Raw genomic sequence first — 19,611 nt, 5'->3', positions numbered from 1 at the left:
GTGCGGCGGCTCTGCTTCCCGACGGATGATCATGACGGAGGCAGAATGATTGTCTGACGGATAAGGAGTTCTGATGTTTGATTTTATCATTCGCGGTGCGCGTCTCGGTGACGGGAAACTGGCAGATATCGCGGTACAAGAGGGCAGGATTGCGGCACTCGGGCAGTTTCCCGGTAATGCTCTCAGGGAATACCCGCTGAATGGCCGTTACCTGGTCAGTGCCGGCTGGATAGATTGCCATGTGCATTGTTACCCGCCATCACCGGTTTATCATGATGAACCGGATAAGGTCGGTGTGGAACAAGGGGTCACCACCATTATTGATGCCGGCAGTACCGGTGCCGATAACATCGGCGATTTCTATCAGTTAACCCGAACGGTCCGTACCTGTGTCTATGCCCTGCTGAATATTGCCCGCTGCGGTATTGCCCGACAGGATGAACTCTCCGCACTGTCACTGATTGATAATACTGCCGTCCGGCGGGCAATACAGGATTATCCGGCGTTTATTGTGGGCCTGAAAGCCCGGATGAGCAGCAGTGTCGTCGGAGATAATGGCATAACGCCCTTATTAATCGCCCGCCAGATGCAGCAGGAAAATCCCGGCTTGCCCCTGATGGTTCATCTGGGAAATGCGCCGCCCGGGCTTGATGAGATTACCCGGCAGTTGCGACAGGGCGATATTATTACCCATTGTTTTAACGGCAAACCCAATCAGATACTTACCCCCGACGGGGGATTGAAAACCTCTGTCAGCCATGCATTGCAGCGCGGCGTCCTGCTGGATGTCGGGCATGGCAGTGCCAGTTTCGTTTTTGAGGTGGCGCGTACAGCGATTGGCCGGGGGATTTTGCCCGATACCATCAGCTCCGATATTTACTGCCAGAACCGGCGACAGGGCCCGGTCCGGAGTCTTGCGCGGGTAATGCCCGCATTTCTTCATCTCGGGATGACCCTCTCGCAAGTCCTTGACCGTGTAACTTGCCATCCTGCCCTTGCGCTGAATTTACAGGGAAAAGGCCGCCTGGCGCCAGGCGCGGATGCTGACCTGACTATTTTTGATCTCAGCAGGGACCGGCAACAGTTTACTGATGCGGAGGGCAATATCCTGGATGGCGAGTATCTGCTACGGCCGCTGGCAGCCATTACCGGCGGGCACTGGTGTATAACTGATGAAGGAAAAAAAACCATGTCTTCAGTGTATGAAAAATACGGACTGAAAGAGGTGATTAATGCCTCTGGCCGTATGACTATCCTCGGTGTTTCAACCCCGGATGATGATGTTATCCGGGCGGTCAGTGACGGTCTGAGCCACTATTTCGAAATGCAGGCACTGGCAGAGAATAGCGGGCGATATATTGCCGGTTTACTCGGGACCGAAGATGCCGTGGTCGTATCCTGTGCTGCGGCCGGTATCACTCAGGCCATCGCCGGAGTCATCGTCAAAGATGATCCCTGGTTACTGGAAAACCTGCACACGGCACCATTACAGGTTCCCCATGAAATAGTGATAGCCAAAGGGCACAACGTGAATTTTGGCGCTCCCGTAGGTACCCTGGTGGCACTGGGCGGCGGACAACTCAAAGAAGCCGGTTACGCTAACCAGTGCACGCCCGCACAGCTGGCGATGGCCATTACTCCGCGAACGGCGGCTATTTTATATATCAAATCCCACCATTGTGTGCAGAAGAGCCATCTTAGTATTGAACAGGCGGTCACAGTCGCCAGACAACACCATGTCCCGCTGATCGTCGATGCCGCCGCCGAGGAAGACCTGCAGTATTACTCTCACTGTGGTGCTGACCTGGTGATTTACAGTGGTGCGAAAGCCATTGAAGGACCAGCCAGCGGGTTGGTGGCTGGCCGGCAGCAGCCCGTCAGATGGGTGAGGCAACAATCATCCGGCATCGGACGTGCCATGAAGGTCGGCAAGGAAAGTATTCTTGGCCTCAGCAAGGCGATAGAGCGTTACCTGCAACGCAGCAGGCCCGCCATGGCCGATATGGAAGCAAAAATGGCGCCTTTTATCCGCCAGCTTAATACGCTTAGCGGTGTTGATGCCAGTGTGGTGTATGACACCGCAGGCCGCCAGATTGCCCAGACGCGGATTCAGTTTGATAAAACAGTGACCGGCCAGACGGCCGGACAGATCCTTCAGCAATTACAGGAAGGCGATATTGCTATCTATTGCCGCGGTTATAACGCCAGCGAAGGCAGTATAGAAGTGGATGTACGCAGTATCAGTACCACACAGCTGACTTTTATTTTCCAGCGGATTACTACCATCCTCAACGGAGAAAAAATCCTATGTCCCTGACCACTCATTTTTATCAGAATCGGGTCTGCCTGAATGTACTGGCCGGTTCGAAAGAAAATGCCAGGCAACTCTGGCTGGCGGCAAAAGGTTATGTACTGATTGGGGTCTTATCTAAAAAGTATACGTCGGTCGACAGTGCTGTGGCAGATATGCGCGAGTATGCAGCCGTCACCGAAAATGCCCTGTCAGTGGGTTTAGGGGGCGGAGACCCGCAACAATCAGCGATGGTCAGTGCGATTGCTGCCCGGCTTCAGCCGCAGCATGTAAATCAGGTTTTTACCGGTGTTGCGACCTGCAGGGCTTTACTGGGGCAGACGCAGACCATTGTCAATGGGCTGATCTCCCCTGCCGGTATTCCGGGCCAGGTAAAAATATCTACCGGTCCCCTGAGTTCACGGGCGGCGGATGCAATTGTGCCCGTGGCCAGTGCCATTGCATTGCTCAGAGACATGGGGGGAAGTTCGGTAAAATATTTCCCGATGGGCGGCCTGCAGGCGATTGATGAGTACAAAGCGGTTGCCGAAGCCTGTGCTGATCAGGGGTTCTGGCTCGAACCGACAGGGGGTATCACCCTGCAAAATTATCCGGCAATCCTGAAAATAGCGCTGGATGCAGGGGTCGAAAAAATTATTCCGCATATTTACAGTTCGATTATTGATCCGCAGACAGGTAACTCGCGCCCGCAGGATGTGGGTAAGCTGCTTGAGATGACAATGCAGCAATTAGGCTGATAACCTCCGGAGAAAGGAAACCGTGAAATTCCCTAGTCAGCGCATTGCGCTGCTCTTTGAACAGTTGCAAAACGAAGTACTGCCGCCGGATGAACTGGCGAGGCGGCTCACGGTTTCCACACGTACACTGCGTACGGACATCACCTGTCTGAACCAGTCACTGGCTGACTACGGTGCCCGCTGCCGTCTTATCCGCGGAGCGGGCTACCAGTTGCAGATTACGGATAAAACCCGCTTCAGTCAGTTGCCGCAGAGCACCCGGCCGGATAATGTCCCGCGTTCTCCTGCTGCCCGGGTACATTATTTACTGCACCGCTTTCTCACGGCCAGCGGGGCGGTAAAGCTGGAAGAGCTGGCCGATGAATGTTTTATCAGCCGCGCGACCCTGCAAAGTGAAATGGCAGAAGTACGCCAGACATTCCACCGTTACCGGCTGACCATAGAAAACAGGCCAAGGTATGGCATGAAATTGTTCGGCAGTGAACGGGCGCTCCGTCATTGTCTGACTGACTTTTACTGTCAGCAGATCCAGCCTGATAATGCCATCACCCTGTTCAGCCCGGAGATAAACCCGGCACTACCCGATATTCTCCACCAGAGTTTCAGCCGCTATAACATCCGTATGAGCGATAATAATGTCCTTTATCTGCAGTTATATTGCAGTATTTCGCTGCAACGCCTGAAAGCGGGATATCGGCTTGATGATTTTACCGCCGATGATATGGCCCCCGAGGTACGCCATGCCGCACGGCAGATTATACGCCAGCTACTGCCCGGCGGGTCAGAGGTCCCGGAAGCCGAGGAGACCTGTCTCGGTATCAACATTGCCGCCCGTCGTCACGGAGAAGACACAGTCAGCCTCTGGTTTCCTGATGAAAGCCTCCGGCTGATGAATGCTATTCTGAGTTATATCGGCCGGCATTATAATTTTGACCTGTGTCACGATACACAGTTATGCAGTGATCTTCTCGCCCATATCCGCACTATGCTGACCCGCGTACGTTACCAAATTACCATCCCGAATCCCTTACTCAGCAATATCAAACAGTATTACCCGATGGCCTATGATATGACCCTGGCTGCGGTCTCTGAATGTGCCGGGAAAATGCATTACCCGATCAGTGAAAATGAAATCGGATTTCTGGTTCTGCATATCGGGGTCGGTCTGGAAAGACTGTCTCCGTCGGGTAAACAATATCAGCCGCAAGTCCTGGTGGTCTGTAATACCGGTCAATCAACTATCAGGGTCATCGAAGCTCTGCTGCTGCGTCGCTACCCGCAGATTATGATCAAAAAGACGGTTACCCTGCGAGAGTATCAACAGCAGTCTGTCATTGAAGAAGACTTTGTTATCTCCACCGTACGTCTCAGTACCAAAAATAAACCGGTCGTCGTAATGTCACCCTTCCCGAGTGAATATCAGTGGGAGATGATTGGTCGTCAGGTATTTACAGATCGTACCTGGCCACGGATGCTGGAACGTTTTTTTGATGCCCGTCATTTTATGATCCTCAGCCAGCGGCTGACCCGTGCAGAACTGTTCCGCAGAGTATGTGATCAGTTACAGCAGGAAGATATTGTTGATGAACACTTTTATGCTTCGGTGAGCGAACGTGAGCAAATTGTCAGTACGCTGCTGGGTGAAGGTATTGCCCTGCCTCACGCCATCGGGCTGCAAGCCAAAAAAACCGTGGTTTATACTTTGCTGGCACCAGACGGTGTGCCCTGGGGAGAAGAACGGGCCTATGTCATTTTTTTGCTGGCGATCAGTAAAACCGAATATGCAGAAATCATGGCGCTCTATGAACTGTTTGTCGCTCTGATGTGCCGGAAATCTGCATTATTACTGCGACACTGCAAAAATTTCTCCGATTTTACCCTGACAACCCTGCAATGTTTACATCAGTCGGTGACGGAGCACTGACTCCCGGCCACGGCTTAGTACTCATCACCCCGCACCCGATCACGGTAGCTATCCCAGTCAAAACGCACCCACATACTGTTCCCCAGCCGCATACGATCCATCACACGTTCACCCAGTAATGCGTTCATCCCATCGTGATTGAGGTTAGAAAGCATACCGGTCGGCCGTTTAGAAGAAGAACGACGATCAACTATCTGGTTAATAATAACCTTTTCATAGCGCGATTCTGTCTGCATACCGATTTCATCAATCACCAGCAAATCCACACTACTCAGATCATGGATCAGCCCTTCTTCGGTCAGGTCGCTGTCGCCGCTAAAGGTGCCTTTCATATTGGACATAAGATCAGCGACTGTCACAATCAGTACACTCTTACCCCGTAAAATAAGATCGTTACCTATTGCCGCTGCCAGGTGATTTTTGCCGGTACCGGGACGACCGGAAAACACAAAACTGGCAATACTGTGTTCAAATTCAGCGGCGTACTGTCTCGCCATGGCCAGGGCCTTACCCTGTGCTTCACATTCCACACGATAATTATCAAATGAGCAGTTAATATGCAGCTCTCTGATCCCGGAACGCCCCATAATACGCTGCATTTTCATCGCACGATTTTCACGCACAATTGCCTGCGAGCGCAGCAAGCCTTGCTGCTTATTCCACGCCAGTAACTCCTCGCCACTGGTAAATTTAGGCTGGATCCCGGCAGGCATTAATCTTTGTAAACGACTGAAAAGATTTTCCGGTGTTTTCATTATTCCCCCCTGAAGCCATTAGGTGTCTGACGGTCCGGTTCTGCTACCCCGGTCAGGTCACGGCGTCCCTGGCTGTATTTAGTCACTCTGCCTGTCTGCAGAGAGCGGGCCAGTTTCTGCTGCCACTGGACATGATGAAACACCCGTCCTTCAGCCTGCCAGTAAGCGACAAATGAGGCCAGCTCTTCATCGGTAACTGGTTCACTCAGGGCTATTCCCCACAGTGCTGCCTGACGCTGAAAATCTTTATCAGGCTGCCAGCCGGCAAACATCGGAAACTTACCGGCCGGAATACGTAAGGCGGCGGGCGATGCCGCTTGCGGGTCAAAGAACTGTTCATCCAGCACGATATCCGCCGGTCGTTGCAGCGCAGTTTCCGCAGCTAACAGTTCTGCCAGCCGCTCAGCGGTCAGCGCATACATCACCGGGGCATTCTGGTTAAATACCGCAAGCGTTCCCTGCCCGGCGCTTTGCAGTGCAGAAACGGGATCCTGGCTGAATTCATCCAGCCCGATGATTGATGAGGCTAAAATTTTAACCGGCATAGCAGAACCTGATGTTATAGAATTTTCTGTTCAGGGTATGAATGACACCACCGAACCACCGGCAGATAGTGTATCAAGTTTGTCGTCGCGGATCGCAAAAACATGAGATCAATATGACGGCCAGAAAGACACTGTCTGGCGGTAACGGGCAGGCCCGGCACTCACTGGCAGGAGAGAAGAATGGTGATTACACGTTGTGGCTGGGTCAGTGATGACCCGCTTTATATTGCCTACCATGACCATGAATGGGGCGTCCCCGTTAAAGATCCGCAGCGCTTATTTGAAATGCTGTGCCTCGAAGGTCAGCAGGCCGGTCTGTCGTGGATAACCGTACTGCGTAAGCGCGAGGCCTACCGGCGATTATTCCACCAGTTTTCGGCCCGTAAAATAGCCGGCATGACTGATGACGATATTGAACAACGCTTGCGCGATCCCTCAATAATTCGTCACCGGGGGAAAATAACGTCACTGCTTACCAATGCCAGGGCGATGCTGGCGATGGAGTCGGCCGGTGAGCCATTCAGTGATTTTTTATGGGGATTCGTCAATCATCAGCCACAGGTGAGCCGCTATGCCTGCTATCGTGACGCACCGACCACCAGCCCTCAGGCAACCCGCCTGTCCGCGGCTCTGAAAAAGCGGGGGTTTACCTTTATCGGACCGACCATCTGCCATGCATTTATGCAGGCGACAGGTATGATTATCGATCACCAGACGGACTGTTTTTGCCACCAGGATAACCTCCCCTCCGGTCAGTGAATGCCGGTAAATAACCCGATGAACGTACTGCAGGGTCGAATCTCTCCTTACAGACAGGCATAATTAACCCAAAGGATCCGCTTTCCTGCGGGTTTAACAGGAGACAGACGGAATGACCAGCAGGCCAGCAAGAGCCACAATCAGCGACGTCGCCAGAGCCGCGGGCACAGGTAAAACCAGTGTTTCCCGCTACCTTAATGGTGAGCTGGATATATTATCTCCCGCGTTAAAAGAACGCATCGCGCAGGCAATTGCCGCCCTCGATTACCGGCCAAGCCAGATGGCTCGCAGCCTGAAACGCGGCCGGACACGACTGATTGGTCTGATTATTGCGGATATCACCAATGCCTATTCAGTTGAGATAATGTGCGGCATTGAAGCCGCCTGCAGAGACTATGGCTTTACCCTGCTGATGTGTAATACCAATAACGAACTTGCCCTGGAGCAATACTATATCCAGTTGCTGAGCAGCTATCAGGTGGAAGGAATTATCGTTAATGCTGTCGGCATGCGGGAAGAAGAACTCGGCAGGTTACAACAATCGCGCCTGCCGATGACCCTGATTGATCGGAAAATTGCTGATTTCGATTGTGATGTTATCGGCCTCGATAACCATGAAGCGTCAGAAAAAGTGACCCGTCATCTGGCTGATAATGGATACACGGCTCTGTTGTTTATCAGTGAACCCATTGGCAGCGTCAATACCCGCCGTGAAAGACTTGAGACTTTCCGGCAGACAATCGCTGCCTGTCCCGATGTCGAGGGTGAAAATGCGGAGATTGCCCTGCATCAGACATCGGAGCTGAGTCTTTGTCTGAAAGATTTCCTGCACCGTCACCGCCATCAGCGCTGTGCCATTATCTCCGCTAACGGGCCGCTGACATTACAGGTGGTGAAAGCGTTGCAGGCGCAAGCGGTTGTCACCGGTACCGATGCCGGGCTGGTCGGGTTCGATGAAATGAACTGGTCTTCACTGGTCGGGAGCGGTATTACCACCCTGAAACAGCCAACCCACCAGATTGGTTACAGGGCACTGCAAAGCGTCATTCACCGGATTAAACATCCGGACGCTGAAAAAACAGAACAATTTTTTAGTGGTGAACTGGTGGTACGCGGCTCCAGTCAGCCACTCTGAAATACACTGCTGCAGTAATAATCAGTCAGTTTTGAGATATACATCTAATATTTTGTTTTCCGCCTGGTGGAACCGATACCATTCGGATAGAAATAGCGTATAAGTGAGAAATTCTTAATGCATGACTGATAAAGCATAAGGGGCAGAACATGGGAGCTGAGATTATTGTCGTTACCGGAGCATACGGTAAACAGGAAGTACTGGCTGCCGGAGGCCAGCGGGCTTTTCTTCCGGTTATTGAGCAAGCCGGAGCTGACGGTGTCGAAATCCGCCGTGAGCTATTTTCTGACGATGAACTCAGCAGGCTGCCTGCTCTGGCGGCCGATATCGCCCGTCACCGGCTAACCGCCTTCTATTCAGTACCGGATACATTGTTCACCGCACCCGGAGTAATCAACCCCGGCCTGCAGACCTACTTTGAGGAAGCCGCAATACTCAATGCCGGGGTACTGAAATTATCCCTCGGGTACCCTGCCGGAGATGTCACCCGACAACAACTGACAGCGGCAATTGAAGCCTGTCCGGTCCCGATTGTTATTGAGAATGATCAGACGGCTGGCGGAAAAATCGCACCGATGGAAGATTTTTTCTTCGCTTTCAATGGTATTGAAAAACTGCAGGGCATGACATTCGACACAGGCAACTGGCGATGGATCGGGGAATCTCCCGAACAAGCCGCCAGCCGGTTAGCCCCCTATGTCAGTTATATTCATGTCAAAGTCGCCATTCCGCACCCTTCGGGCTTTCAGGCCGTTCCGCCCGATGAGCATGACAGCCAGTGGCGCGAGTTACTGGCTGCCCTGCCCGCCCGCGTACCGCGAGGCATCGAATTTCCATTATCAGGCGGCGACTTAACTGCGGTCACCCGTCGCTATGTCAGTTTGCTCCGGCAAGACTGATCGGTGCACCGTCCGCTGAATATTCCCGGCTGATTACTCCTCTGTTTTCCGGAACCACCGATAATGTCGGTACGGGACCCGCGGTATAACTCAACCAGTAATGATAAAGAGAGACTGAATGAAACCTTCCGTAATACTTTATGAACCATTACCCGCTGATTTGCGCAGTCAGCTGGAAGCCCGTTACCAGGTCACCGAAGTCAGCAATCTGGACAGCCACACCATTGCCAGTCATGCAGCTGCATTTTCTGAGGCTGTGGGCCTGCTGGGTTCCGGCAGTAAAGTCGATCAGGCCTTACTGGAGCAGATGCCGGCATTGCGCGCCTGTTCAACAATTTCTGTCGGTTACGATCTGTTTGATCTTGATGCACTGGATGCGCGCCGGATTGCATTAATGCATACCCCTACCGTATTGACCGAAACCGTCGCTGACACGGTGTTCGCACTGATCCTCGCCAGTGCACGCCGGGTGACCGAGTTGGATAGCTGGGTCAAAGCCGGCGAATGGAAAAAAAGTATTGGCCCTGAACACTTTAGTATTGATGTGCACCATAAAACTCTGGGTATTGTTGGCATGGGCCGTATCGGGATGGCCGTCGCACAACGTGCTCATTACGGCTTTGGTATGAATATCCTGTATAACGCACGTAAACACCACCCGCAGGCAGAATCACGGTTTTCTGCAAAATATTGTGATATTAATCAGCTGCTTGAACAGAGTGATTTTGTGTGTGTTATTCTGCCGCTGACTGAACAAACCCGGCATTTAATCGGCGAAGAACAACTGTCCCGTATGAAACCCAGCGCGATATTGATCAATGCCGGCCGGGGGCCTGTCGTTGATGAGCAGGCCCTCACCCGGGCACTGAAAAACCACACCCTCTATGCCGCAGGGCTGGATGTCTTTGAACAGGAACCTGTTCCGGCAAATGCAGAACTGCTGAGTTTACCGAATGTGGTTACGCTGCCACATGTCGGTTCGGCGACCCATGAAACACGTTACGGGATGAAACGTGATGCCGTGGAAAATCTGATTGCGGCGCTGGACGGTAAGCTGGAAAAAAACTGTGTAAATCCTCAGGCGGTTAATCCGGCCTAGTTTTCCGCGGAATACGGAGAAAACATCAATATAATCATTGCGCCCGCCAATGGCGGGCGCTATGGTGAGATTACCACCGATTAACCAACTATTGTCCTCTATGCACTTTTCTCAGTTCGGTAACAAATTTACCCGTCAGACCGGTATTTCCCGTTTAATGGAAGATATGGGGGCGGGTTTACGTACCCCGGGTACCGTGATGCTCGGCGGCGGTAACCCTGCAAAAATTCCGCAGATGGATGAATATTTTCAGCAATTACTGGAAGAGATGCACCAGAGTGGCACACTGACAGAAGCGCTGTGTAACTATGATGGCCCGCGCGGCAAAGACAAGTTACTGGAAAGTCTGGCAGCAACACTCAGGCAACGTCAGGGCTGGGATATTTCTGCCAAAAATATTGCACTGACTAATGGCAGTCAGAGCGCTTTTTTTTATCTGTTCAATCTGTTTGCCGGTAAACAGGCTGACGGAACAACACGTAAAGTCCTGTTCCCTCTGACCCCGGAATACCTGGGCTATGCCGATGCGGGTCTGGAAGAAGATCTGTTTATCGCCGCCAGGCCGGCCATCCGCCATCTACCGGAAGGGCAGTTCAAATATCATATCGATATGGACAACCTTACTGTCGATGACAATATTGGTCTGATCTGTGTCTCACGACCCACCAACCCGACAGGTAATGTGATTACCGATGCAGAGGTGCTGGAACTGGATAAGCTGGCACAACAGCATAATATTCCGCTATTGATCGATAATGCCTATGGGCTGCCTTTTCCGGGTATCATTTTTACCGACGTCAATGCCGTGTGGAATCAGAACATTATCCTGTGTATGAGCCTGTCAAAACTGGGGCTGCCCGGCGCAAGGTGCGGGATCATTATCGCCAGCCAGCAGACAATCACGGCTCTGGGGAATATGAACGGTATTATCAGCCTGGCCCCGGGCAGTGTCGGACCTGCGATTGCCCACCAGATGATCTGTCGTAATGATTTACTGGAATTATCAGAGCAGGTGATCAAACCCTATTACCGTCATAAGGTCGCAGAAACTATCGCACTGATCCGCCGCCACATTCCGGAAGAACGCTGTCTGATCCATAAACCGGAAGGCGCTATTTTCCTCTGGCTGTGGTTCCATGAGCTGCCGGTCACCACCGAAACACTCTACCATCGCCTGAAAGCGCGCGGTGTACTGATGGTGCCGGGGCATTTCTTTTTCCCCGGATTGCAGGACGAATGGGCCCATACCCATCAGTGCATGCGAATGAATTATGTGCCTGATAATGCAGAAATCGAACGGGCAGTCATTATTCTTGCTGAAGAGCTGGATAAATTATATTCATTAGCAGGTTAGTTAACCTTCTGATTCCACAGGTTTACTTATGCGTTCTAAAGATTTTATCCTGGCACTCTGCGTGGTGATTATCTGGGGTGTGAATTTCGTTGTTATCAAAGTCGGCCTGGACGATATTCCGCCCTTTCTGCTCGCCAGCCTGCGCTTTGCGCTGGTGGCCTTTCCTGCCTGCCTGTTTATTCGCCGGCCGGCAGTGCCTTTCAAATGGCTGCTGGCCTATGGACTGACCATCAGTTTCGGTCAGTTCGCTTTTCTGTTTCTGTCGATTAAGCTCGGGATGCCCGCCGGGCTCGCGTCGCTGATCCTTCAGGCGCAGGTATTCTTTACGCTGTTATTCGGGGCCCTGTTTCTCAGGGAATCACTGCGCTGGTATAACATTGCGGGCTTACTGATTGCTGTCTGCGGAATGATTTTTCTGGCAGAGCACAGTCTGACAGGAACAGGCACTGTCGGTATGCCACTCATCGCATTGCTGTTCACTCTGGCGGCAGCGGTCTGCTGGGGACTGGGAAATATCACCAACAAAGTCATTATGCGCCATTATCCGGTGCCCGCCATGTCACTGGTGGTATGGAGTGCGTTTATTCCGTTACTGCCGTTTATGCTCTGTAGCTGGTGGTTCGACGGTATCGACACCATCCAGTACAGCCTGACACATTTTTCTTTTACGGGTGTATTCGCGGTCATCTATCTGTCACTACTGTCGACGATTATAGGCTATGGATTATGGGGCAGCTTACTGGCCCGTTATGAAACCTCACGGGTGGCCCCCATGGCTTTACTGGTCCCGGTCGCAGGGATATTCAGTGCAGCCTTACTGTTACACGAATCTATGAGTCCTGCACAGATCTCCGGCATTATGGTGATTATCGCCGGGCTGCTGGTCAATACCTTTGCCGGAAAGCTACAGCAACGACTCACCGGGAACCTAACGAATAACAGATAAAAAAACGCCGCATTTCTGCGGCGCTTAATCAGAGCATACTCAGCAACCATTAAACCGCTGAGTGACTGATTTCGATGCGGCGGGGTTTGGCTTCTTCCGGAGTAATACGTTCCAGGTCGATGCTCAGTAAACCATTCTCCAGCCGTGCATCACGCACCAGGATATGATCAGCCAGCTGGAACTTACGCTCGAAGTTACGCTCAGCGATCCCCTGATACAGGTATTTTTTCTCACTCTGTTCTGTGGGGTGAGAGCCACGGACCATCAGCATATTATCGTGAAACGTAATATCCAGTTCTTTCTGCGAAAAGCCGGCAACGGCAATAGTGATCCGGTAGTGGGTATCATCTACCAGTTCGACATTGTACGGAGGATATCCGCCATTAGACTGGTTCGGATTAGATTCCAGCAGATTAAATAAACGGTCAAAACCAATAGCAGAACGATATAACGGGGATAAGTCAAAATTACGCATAACAGACTCCTGAATGTCAGCAAGTATTGTTCACCTTCCCTGAGGGACAGGCTGATAACCTCCGGATAACCCTGATGGCGAAATCCGGAGCCTTACTCATATAGTGGGGTCGATCGCATTTTTTTCAAGCAAAAAGATGTTTTTTTGAGCCAGTGACCACGAATTGACTTACACTCAGGGAACCTTGACCGCAATATGCGCGCTTATCTGCAACGATTAACTCTGTCTGAAATATCAGGCTGCGGGAATGAAAAGGGATGATGATGATGAAAACCAGAAACAGGATTCCGGCAGCAGGCGTAATTGTCTGGTGTGCGTTTTCGTCCACTGGCTGTTCCAGTGTGATGTCACATACCGGGGCTGACCAGGGATATTATCCGGGGACCCGGGCAAATACCGAAATCCTTAAAGATGATAATACCCGCTGGCCAATTAAAACGCTGGCAGTCGTTGATTACCCCTTTTCAGCCGTAATGGATACCCTGTTACTGCCGTGGGATTACTTTCGCGAAGACACAGGTAAAAGCGGTACATCACTGCGGGCCAGGGTGGCAGAAAGTGAACGTCTGGCGAAAACCCGTGAATCACTGCCCGCCAGCAGCACTGCTACAATACAAAACCGTCCACAATAAACAGCTGCCGCCAACCGTTAATATCCCGCATAAAGGCGATTTTTTCACCATCCGGAGACCAAACCACAGCATCGCCACAGGGTGCTGTTGTGGTACGTTGAGTCACCCGCCGGCAATCTCCGGAGTCAGGATCACAAATCATCACACTGTTATCGCAGATAAAAGCGACCCGCCGGACCTGCGGATGCCAGTTAACCACCGAGCTGATACTGTGGGGTAAATCCGTAATCTGTTGCGGGCTGCCACCCGCAGGAGAGACACCCCATAACTGAATGATACCCCGGGTGTCTGCCATCAGAAATGTCACCATACTGCCGTCAGGCGAGGTTCGCAGCCAGTGGCGCGGCTGTAGTGCAATTCCCCGGCTATAGGTCAGCCTGCGTTGCGTAACGCCGGCAGGAGGGGCGGGTAACCAGCTCCCGGTCCCCTGTAACGGGTATTCACCGGCCACCGCAAAATCGGCCGGGTCGTCAGGTAAATCGACAATAAAAATCTCCGGGACCTTCTTTCCTTCAGTCGACAGTGTATCCCCGATAAAGACCAGCGCTCTGCGCTGCCATTCACCGCTGGCTTTCCGGTAGCCCTTATGCCCGACCCAGCCTTCTTCATAGGCGCGATTAATCTGATCACTGCCGGGATCAGGAAACGGGGTGGTCTGGCTGACAATGACGCAAAAGTGGCTGCCATCGTGTCCGCGCGGGTGCTGCCTGCTGACGATCACCGGATGCAGGGGAACCGCGACTCCGACATTCCGTAAATCTTCAGCCGTGGAACGTTGATGCATCACATGGTCATTATAGGTAAAGCTGAGAAACTCACCGTCTGCATCAAACATATGCACGTGACTGCCACCACGTAACGCACCCGCCGTATAAGGCGGTGTAATATCACAGCCATCAAGGGTCACGGCCTGACCATCACTAATAATCACCCCGCGACGGTGGTGAAAATCGTAATACCAGCTCTGATCAGGATTTTCCGGCCCGTGAATACAGACATAACGTTCCGGTAATTGCGGGCTGCAACTGACTACCCCGACACAGGCACCTTGTGAGGCCCGATAGATCACTTCCCTGACCCCGGTCGTTATATTTACACGTTCCACCGTCTGGCTGTTAAAGGTTGCATCCGGCGGGCGCACATCAAACACCAGCCACTGGCTGTCGGGTGTCCATATCTGAGCATTTGTCAGTTGATGATGACGGGATTCAAAAGTCAGTTGTCTGTCCGGCATGGCCTGTTCCGCATGAGTCTTGGGGGTAAGGGAATATGCAATATTCTGCCCGACAGTGCCAGCATAAGCGGGACAGATAAACAACAAAAGCTGCCCTGAGGCAGCTTTCCGGTAATGAACTCAATAACAAATGCGGTTATTTATTTAACTCGGCTGTCATATAGACGCCATTATCATCACGGGCGCTGGTGATAGAGTAAGAGGAGGCACCCGCAGCTTTTGCCTGCGCTGCAATATGGGCTTCAGCACTGTCCAGGGTACTGCCCGAGGCAGACACTGATTCGGCAAACGCACCAAATGACAGGGCAGATAATATCGCAGCAGCAACTAATGCAGTCATCGTTTTCATGGTCAAAATCCTTGTTTATGGTTTGTTACGCAGGGTACACATTGTCCCGGGTTAACCCGTGGCGCGCGTCTTATCGCGGCAGATCTGTTTTATTTTCTGAGGAGGTTACCGGTCAGGAAATACAGCGCCAGCAAGACAGGACGGTTATTTATTCAGTTCAGCAGTCATGTAGACGCCATTATCATCACGGGCGCTGGTGATAGAGTAAGACGAGGCTCCCGCGGCTTTTGCCTGCGCTGCAATATGGGCTTCAGCACTGTCCAGGGTACTGCCGGTGGCAGACACTGATTCAGCAAACACACCAAATGACAGGGCAGATAACATCGCAGCAGTAAATAATGCAGTCATAGTTTTCATGGTCAAAATCCTTCTTTATGGTTGTTACGCAGAACAGCTGTCGTTCTGATAGTGCATATAGTAACTATTGTTATTATTAGTCTATTAACTGAAAGTGCGATCTACATCACATTTAATCGGTTATTTTTGCGATTACTTTCAGTGACCGGCCAATCGGCATCGGTAAGATACCGCTTATTTATTCAGTTCCGCCGTCATATAGACACCATTCGCCTGACGGGCACTGGTAATGATGTAAGAAGAGGCTCCTGCCGCTTTCGCCTGCGCAGCAATATTCGCTTCAGTACTGTCCAGAGTACTGCCACTGGCTGATACAGGAATAGCAAAAGCCCCGAACGACAGGACAGATAATGCTGCGGCAGCAACAAGCGTAGTAATGGTTTTCATAACGGATACCTGATAAATGTTTAAAAAATGTCATTTGTTTTGACGGGATAATGATAACAATGGTTATTATTAGCTTGTTAACAAATGATGCGGTAAATACCGTTTCATTAACAGGTACCGCCGTCTTCTGCTAAAGACTATTTAACTTATGGGTAATACTGGTCGGGAAAAATGGCGGGGAAGATTTACCGGCTGAGTGTTTCTAAACCAGGGGGGAAAAAGAACCGATGACAGGCCGCAGATACGGCCTGTGTACAGGGTTCAGTCAGATAATGCCCACTGTTCAATCGCACGGGCAACACCATCTTCAGCATTCGACGACGTCTGATAGCGGGCCTGCTGTTTTACTGAATCAATAGCATTGCCCATCGCTACCCCGCAGCCGGCGTAAGCAATCATCGCCAGATCATTTTCATGATCACCAATCGCCATCACTTCATCTGCAGAAAAACCTGACAGCTCAGCAAGTTTGCGTACCGCTGCACCTTTATTTACCTGATTGTTGAGGATCTCCAGGTAGAATGGTGCACTTTTCAGAATGGTATACTCTTTCCTCACTTCCGGAGGTAACCGGCAGATGGCAGCGTCCAGTAATTCAGGCTCATCGATCATCATCAGTTTCGGAAAACGTAATGACGGATCCATATCCGCTGCCGCGCGATAACGCAGTGGTATTCCGGTCAGAGATACCTCATGGATAGTGTATTTACTGATATCCTGGTTCGGGGTGTACAGATGGGTTTTATCCAGCGCCTGGAAATGTACCCCAAACTCCCGTGCCAGTTGTTCAAATTTCAGATAGTCCGCATGACCCAGGGTAACTTCAGCAACGCAACTGCCATCTTCAGCACGTTGTACTAATGCACCGTTATAACTGATACAAAACTGGCCTGGTTTATCCAGGCCCAGCTCAGTAATATAGCGTTGCATGCCGATATGCGGCCGGCCGGACGCCAGGACAACAATAATCCCCTGCTGCTGTGCTCGTGCGATTGCTGATTTCACCGCAGGGGTAATTTTATGCTCCGGATCCAGCAGTGTGCCGTCCATATCGAGTGCTATCAGTTTTATTGCCATAATATCCTCATCAGTTGCCAAATATCGTCTGATGCTATCTTGTTTAGCCTGAGCCTGACAGTATTAACCTGCCAGTACTCCACAGGGATCACAGGACGCCGCTGTATTTCCGCAGTTTTAGTTCAGCAATAGTCATCATTGCCCGGCACTACTGACCAAAAAAAACCCCCTTTGTTACCAAAGAGGGTTATTGAGCAATCCCGTCGGGATCAAATATCGATATTCGCAGCCTTCAGTGCGTTTTCTTCAATAAAGGCTCTGCGTGGCTCAACAGCATCCCCCATCAGGGTGGTAAACAGCTGATCTGCAGCAATGGCATCTTTTATGGTCACCCGCAACATACGGCGGCTGTCCGGATCCATAGTGGTTTCCCACAGCTGTTCCGGGTTCATTTCACCCAGCCCTTTATAGCGCTGTACCGACAAACCACGACGCGATTCTTTTACAAGCCATTCAACAGCCTGCTCAAAACTCGCCACTGGCTGACGACGTTCACCACGTTCAATAAAGGCATCTTCTTCGATCAGTCCGCGTAATTTCTCACCCAGCGCATTGATCTTCTGATACTCAGGGCCATCAATAAACTCAGCATCCAGCGCATAATCCGTATCGACACCATGTGTCCGGATACGTAACACCGGCTCAAAACGCTGATGCTCACGATTTTCACGGATCAATCCGCAATAGCTGCTGCCATGAACCTCACGCTCAGTCAAGTCACTCACCAGCCCGTCCAGCCATTGCTGAACCTCTGCCTGATCAGTTAAATCTTTTAACTCAGGACGATAAATCAGACGCTGTAACAGCGCGACCGGATAACGGCGGGACATACGTTTGATCATTTTCCCGGTACTGTTAAACATCGCAACCAGCTCTTCCAGGGAAGCACCACTCAGCGCAGGAGCACTGGCATTGGTATGCAGGGTCGCACCATCCAGCGCAATGGCTATCTGATACTGGTCCATCGCATCATCATCTTTGATGTACTGTTCCTGCTTACCTTTCTTCACCTTATATAACGGCGGTTGTGCAATAAACACATGACCGCGTTCAATGATCTCAGGCATCTGACGGTAGAAGAATGTCAGCAACAGGGTACGGATATGTGAACCATCAACATCCGCATCCGTCATGATAATGATGCTGTGATAACGTAATTTATCCGGATTATATTCATCGCGGCCAATACCACAGCCGAGGGCGGTGATCAGGGTCGCAACTTCCTGAGAAGAAAGCATTTTGTCAAAACGCGCTTTCTCCACATTCAGGATTTTACCTTTCAATGGCAAAATCGCCTGGTTCTTACGGTTACGTCCCTGCTTCGCAGAACCGCCCGCCGAGTCCCCTTCCACCAGGTAGACTTCGGAGAACGCAGGGTCACGTTCCTGACAATCAGCCAGTTTGCCGGGCAAGCCAGCCAGGTCCAGAGCACCCTTACGGCGTGTCATTTCACGGGCACGGCGTGCTGCTTCACGGGCACGGGCCGCATCAATAATTTTACCGACGACAATTTTCGCATCTGACGGGTTTTCCAGCAGATATTCTGCCAGTAACTCATTCATCTGCGACTCAACCGCCGATTTAACTTCCGAAGAGACCAGCTTGTCTTTGGTCTGTGACGAGAACTTAGGATCCGGAACCTTAACAGAAACCACAGCTATCAGACCTTCACGGGCATCGTCACCCGTGGCACTGACTTTCGCCTTTTTACTGTAACCTTCTTTATCCATGTAGGCATTCAGGGTACGGGTCATGGAGGCACGGAAACCAGCCAGGTGCGTACCGCCATCCCGCTGGGGAATGTTATTGGTAAAACAGTAAATATTTTCCTGGAAACCATCATTCCACTGTAATGCGACTTCCACACCAATACCGTCTTTTTCGGTACTGAAGTAAAAAACATTCGGGTGGATAGGTGTTTTATTTTTATTCAGATATTCCACAAAGGCTTTAATACCACCTTCGTAGTGATAATGATCGCTCTTGTCAGAACGTTTATCGATCAGCCGGATAGAAACTCCGGAGTTAAGGAACGATAACTCACGCAGGCGTTTGGCCAGGATGTCGTATTCAAAGTCGGTGACATTGGTGAAAGTCTGGTGGCTTGCCCAGAAACGAACCGACGTCCCGGTGCTGTCCGTTTCGCCGATAACGGCCAGAGGTGCGCCCGGGACACCGTGCAGATAGGTTTGCTGATGAACTTTACCATCACGACGAATGGTCAGTTCCAGTTTTTCCGATAAGGCGTTAACCACAGAAACGCCGACACCATGCAAACCGCCGGAGACTTTATAGGAGTTATCGTCAAATTTCCCCCCGGCATGCAGTACCGTCATAATGACTTCGGCAGCCGATACCCCTTCTTCAGGGTGAATACCGGTCGGAATACCGCGCCCGTCATCCTGAACAGAGACCGAGTTATCTGCATGAATAGTAACTATAATTTCTTTACAATGGCCCGCGAGTGCTTCGTCGATGGCGTTGTCCACAACCTCGAATACCATGTGATGCAAACCGGTGCCGTCATCCGTATCACCGATGTACATACCGGGGCGTTTGCGTACCGCATCAAGCCCTTTCAGGACTTTGATACTTGAGGAGTCATAAGAATTCGACATCAACGTTTCTCGCTCATT

General features: G+C 51.3%; 20 protein-coding genes and 1 pseudogene. 12 read left to right on the top strand and 9 right to left on the bottom strand.

Annotated features, from left to right (window positions below):
- Positions 1–73: 73 nt before the first annotated feature.
- The 4 genes and pseudogenes from JK198_RS06495 to JK198_RS06480 form a co-directional block, all read left to right on the top strand.
- Positions 74–1,186 (top strand): annotated as a pseudogene (locus tag JK198_RS06495) (amidohydrolase/deacetylase family metallohydrolase); the annotation flags it as partial.
- 3 nt (positions 1,187–1,189) lie between these two features.
- Positions 1,190–2,317, top strand: a complete 1,128-nt coding sequence (locus tag JK198_RS06490) for a DgaE family pyridoxal phosphate-dependent ammonia lyase (protein WP_212710329.1) — start codon at positions 1,190–1,192, stop codon at positions 2,315–2,317.
- Positions 2,308–3,048: a KDGP aldolase family protein gene (locus tag JK198_RS06485; RefSeq protein ID WP_212710306.1), complete on the top strand. Its 741-nt coding sequence runs from the start codon at positions 2,308–2,310 to the stop codon at positions 3,046–3,048. Before JK198_RS06490 ends, JK198_RS06485 begins: the two co-directional genes overlap by 10 nt.
- 22 nt (positions 3,049–3,070) lie before the next feature.
- Entirely contained in the window at positions 3,071–4,972 is a 1,902-nt protein-coding gene (locus tag JK198_RS06480) for a PRD domain-containing protein (protein WP_212710305.1), read from the top strand.
- A 14-nt stretch (positions 4,973–4,986) separates the two neighbouring features.
- Here JK198_RS06480 and dnaC read toward each other — a convergent pair whose 3' ends face one another.
- Together dnaC and dnaT are read right to left on the bottom strand one after the other, a co-directional pair.
- Complete coding sequence (gene dnaC / locus JK198_RS06475; RefSeq protein WP_212707336.1) at positions 4,987–5,727, bottom strand: DNA replication protein DnaC; 741 nt, start codon at positions 5,725–5,727, stop codon at positions 4,987–4,989.
- Positions 5,727–6,272 (bottom strand): primosomal protein DnaT, encoded by a 546-nt coding sequence (gene dnaT, locus JK198_RS06470; protein WP_212707335.1) that lies wholly within the window; start codon positions 6,270–6,272, stop codon positions 5,727–5,729. The genes dnaC and dnaT overlap by 1 nt, the downstream gene beginning before the upstream one ends.
- A gap of 41 nt (positions 6,273–6,313) precedes the next feature.
- Between dnaT and JK198_RS06465 the strand changes: the two genes are divergently transcribed.
- From JK198_RS06465 to JK198_RS06435, 7 genes are all read left to right on the top strand, one after another.
- Complete coding sequence (locus tag JK198_RS06465) at positions 6,314–6,484, top strand: hypothetical protein (protein WP_212707334.1); 171 nt, start codon at positions 6,314–6,316, stop codon at positions 6,482–6,484.
- Positions 6,459–7,031, top strand: coding sequence for a DNA-3-methyladenine glycosylase I (locus tag JK198_RS06460; RefSeq protein WP_212707426.1), 573 nt, complete (start codon positions 6,459–6,461; stop codon positions 7,029–7,031). Before JK198_RS06465 ends, JK198_RS06460 begins: the two co-directional genes overlap by 26 nt.
- A gap of 112 nt (positions 7,032–7,143) precedes the next feature.
- Positions 7,144–8,166 (top strand): LacI family DNA-binding transcriptional regulator, encoded by a 1,023-nt coding sequence (locus tag JK198_RS06455; protein ID WP_212710304.1) that lies wholly within the window; start codon positions 7,144–7,146, stop codon positions 8,164–8,166.
- Positions 8,167–8,315: 149 nt separating this feature from the next.
- The gene (locus tag JK198_RS06450; RefSeq protein WP_212710303.1) at positions 8,316–9,065 is read left to right on the top strand and encodes a sugar phosphate isomerase/epimerase; all 750 of its coding nucleotides are present in this window, start codon (positions 8,316–8,318) and stop codon (positions 9,063–9,065) included.
- 118 nt (positions 9,066–9,183) lie between these two features.
- Complete coding sequence (gene ghrB, locus JK198_RS06445) at positions 9,184–10,164, top strand: glyoxylate/hydroxypyruvate reductase GhrB (protein ID WP_212707331.1); 981 nt, start codon at positions 9,184–9,186, stop codon at positions 10,162–10,164.
- Positions 10,165–10,264: 100 nt separating this feature from the next.
- Entirely contained in the window at positions 10,265–11,518 is a 1,254-nt protein-coding gene (locus tag JK198_RS06440; RefSeq protein ID WP_212710328.1) for a valine--pyruvate transaminase, read from the top strand.
- A 28-nt stretch (positions 11,519–11,546) separates the two neighbouring features.
- A complete protein-coding gene (locus JK198_RS06435; RefSeq protein ID WP_212707330.1) occupies positions 11,547–12,464 on the top strand; it encodes an EamA family transporter in 918 nt (305 codons plus the stop codon).
- A 49-nt stretch (positions 12,465–12,513) separates the two neighbouring features.
- On the opposite strand, the gene ibpA is transcribed toward JK198_RS06435, so the two are convergent.
- On the bottom strand, positions 12,514–12,939 hold the full coding sequence (ibpA, locus tag JK198_RS06430; protein ID WP_212707329.1) for a small heat shock chaperone IbpA: 426 nt from the start codon (positions 12,937–12,939) through the stop codon (positions 12,514–12,516).
- 266 nt (positions 12,940–13,205) lie between these two features.
- On the opposite strand from ibpA, the gene JK198_RS06425 reads away from it, so the two are divergent.
- A complete protein-coding gene (locus JK198_RS06425) occupies positions 13,206–13,571 on the top strand; it encodes a YceK/YidQ family lipoprotein (protein ID WP_212707424.1) in 366 nt (121 codons plus the stop codon).
- Here JK198_RS06425 and JK198_RS06420 read toward each other — a convergent pair.
- The 6 genes from JK198_RS06420 to gyrB all read right to left on the bottom strand — a co-directional run bounded on the left by JK198_RS06420 (position 13,546) and on the right by gyrB (position 19,593).
- Entirely contained in the window at positions 13,546–14,805 is a 1,260-nt protein-coding gene (locus tag JK198_RS06420; protein ID WP_212710302.1) for a DUF3748 domain-containing protein, read from the bottom strand. The two genes, JK198_RS06425 and JK198_RS06420, sit on opposite strands and share 26 nt — an antisense overlap.
- Before the next feature lie 136 nt (positions 14,806–14,941).
- On the bottom strand, positions 14,942–15,154 hold the full coding sequence (locus tag JK198_RS06415) for a YdgH/BhsA/McbA-like domain containing protein (RefSeq protein ID WP_212707327.1): 213 nt from the start codon (positions 15,152–15,154) through the stop codon (positions 14,942–14,944).
- A 144-nt stretch (positions 15,155–15,298) separates the two neighbouring features.
- Entirely contained in the window at positions 15,299–15,511 is a 213-nt protein-coding gene (locus JK198_RS06410; protein WP_212710301.1) for a YdgH/BhsA/McbA-like domain containing protein, read from the bottom strand.
- A 174-nt stretch (positions 15,512–15,685) separates the two neighbouring features.
- Positions 15,686–15,898 carry a YdgH/BhsA/McbA-like domain containing protein gene (locus JK198_RS06405; RefSeq protein ID WP_212707325.1) on the bottom strand — a complete coding sequence of 71 codons (213 nt, stop codon included), beginning with the start codon at positions 15,896–15,898 and terminating at the stop codon, positions 15,686–15,688.
- Positions 15,899–16,159: 261 nt separating this feature from the next.
- Positions 16,160–16,975, bottom strand: a complete 816-nt coding sequence (gene yidA / locus JK198_RS06400) for a sugar-phosphatase (protein ID WP_212707324.1) — start codon at positions 16,973–16,975, stop codon at positions 16,160–16,162.
- Positions 16,976–17,184: 209 nt separating this feature from the next.
- Complete coding sequence (gyrB, locus tag JK198_RS06395) at positions 17,185–19,593, bottom strand: DNA topoisomerase (ATP-hydrolyzing) subunit B (protein WP_212707323.1); 2,409 nt, start codon at positions 19,591–19,593, stop codon at positions 17,185–17,187.
- Between the last annotated feature and the right edge of the window lie 18 nt (positions 19,594–19,611).

This window comes from Tatumella sp. JGM91, assembly GCF_018257575.1.
Lineage (GTDB): Bacteria > Pseudomonadota > Gammaproteobacteria > Enterobacterales > Enterobacteriaceae > Tatumella > Tatumella punctata.
This window is presented reverse-complemented; position numbering and strand designations above follow the sequence as displayed.

Bases quoted from the DNA above. Each gene is read 5' to 3' on its own strand.
- JK198_RS06490 (WP_212710329.1), top strand. From the start codon at position 1,190: ATGTCTTCAGTGTATGAAAAATACGGACTGAAAGAGGTGATTAATGCC.
- JK198_RS06485 (WP_212710306.1), top strand. From the start codon at position 2,308: ATGTCCCTGACCACTCATTTTTATCAGAATCGGGTCTGCCTGAATGTA.
- dnaC (WP_212707336.1), bottom strand. From the start codon at position 5,727: ATGAAAACACCGGAAAATCTTTTCAGTCGTTTACAAAGATTAATGCCT.
- dnaT (WP_212707335.1), bottom strand. From the start codon at position 6,272: ATGCCGGTTAAAATTTTAGCCTCATCAATCATCGGGCTGGATGAATTC.
- JK198_RS06465 (WP_212707334.1), top strand. From the start codon at position 6,314: ATGACACCACCGAACCACCGGCAGATAGTGTATCAAGTTTGTCGTCGC.
- JK198_RS06455 (WP_212710304.1), top strand. From the start codon at position 7,144: ATGACCAGCAGGCCAGCAAGAGCCACAATCAGCGACGTCGCCAGAGCC.
- JK198_RS06450 (WP_212710303.1), top strand. From the start codon at position 8,316: ATGGGAGCTGAGATTATTGTCGTTACCGGAGCATACGGTAAACAGGAA.
- ghrB (WP_212707331.1), top strand. From the start codon at position 9,184: ATGAAACCTTCCGTAATACTTTATGAACCATTACCCGCTGATTTGCGC.
- JK198_RS06440 (WP_212710328.1), top strand. From the start codon at position 10,265: ATGCACTTTTCTCAGTTCGGTAACAAATTTACCCGTCAGACCGGTATT.
- JK198_RS06435 (WP_212707330.1), top strand. From the start codon at position 11,547: ATGCGTTCTAAAGATTTTATCCTGGCACTCTGCGTGGTGATTATCTGG.
- ibpA (WP_212707329.1), bottom strand. From the start codon at position 12,939: ATGCGTAATTTTGACTTATCCCCGTTATATCGTTCTGCTATTGGTTTT.
- JK198_RS06425 (WP_212707424.1), top strand. From the start codon at position 13,206: ATGAAAACCAGAAACAGGATTCCGGCAGCAGGCGTAATTGTCTGGTGT.
- JK198_RS06420 (WP_212710302.1), bottom strand. From the start codon at position 14,805: ATGCCGGACAGACAACTGACTTTTGAATCCCGTCATCATCAACTGACA.
- JK198_RS06415 (WP_212707327.1), bottom strand. From the start codon at position 15,154: ATGAAAACGATGACTGCATTAGTTGCTGCTGCGATATTATCTGCCCTG.
- JK198_RS06410 (WP_212710301.1), bottom strand. From the start codon at position 15,511: ATGAAAACTATGACTGCATTATTTACTGCTGCGATGTTATCTGCCCTG.
- JK198_RS06405 (WP_212707325.1), bottom strand. From the start codon at position 15,898: ATGAAAACCATTACTACGCTTGTTGCTGCCGCAGCATTATCTGTCCTG.
- yidA (WP_212707324.1), bottom strand. From the start codon at position 16,975: ATGGCAATAAAACTGATAGCACTCGATATGGACGGCACACTGCTGGAT.
- gyrB (WP_212707323.1), bottom strand. From the start codon at position 19,593: ATGTCGAATTCTTATGACTCCTCAAGTATCAAAGTCCTGAAAGGGCTT.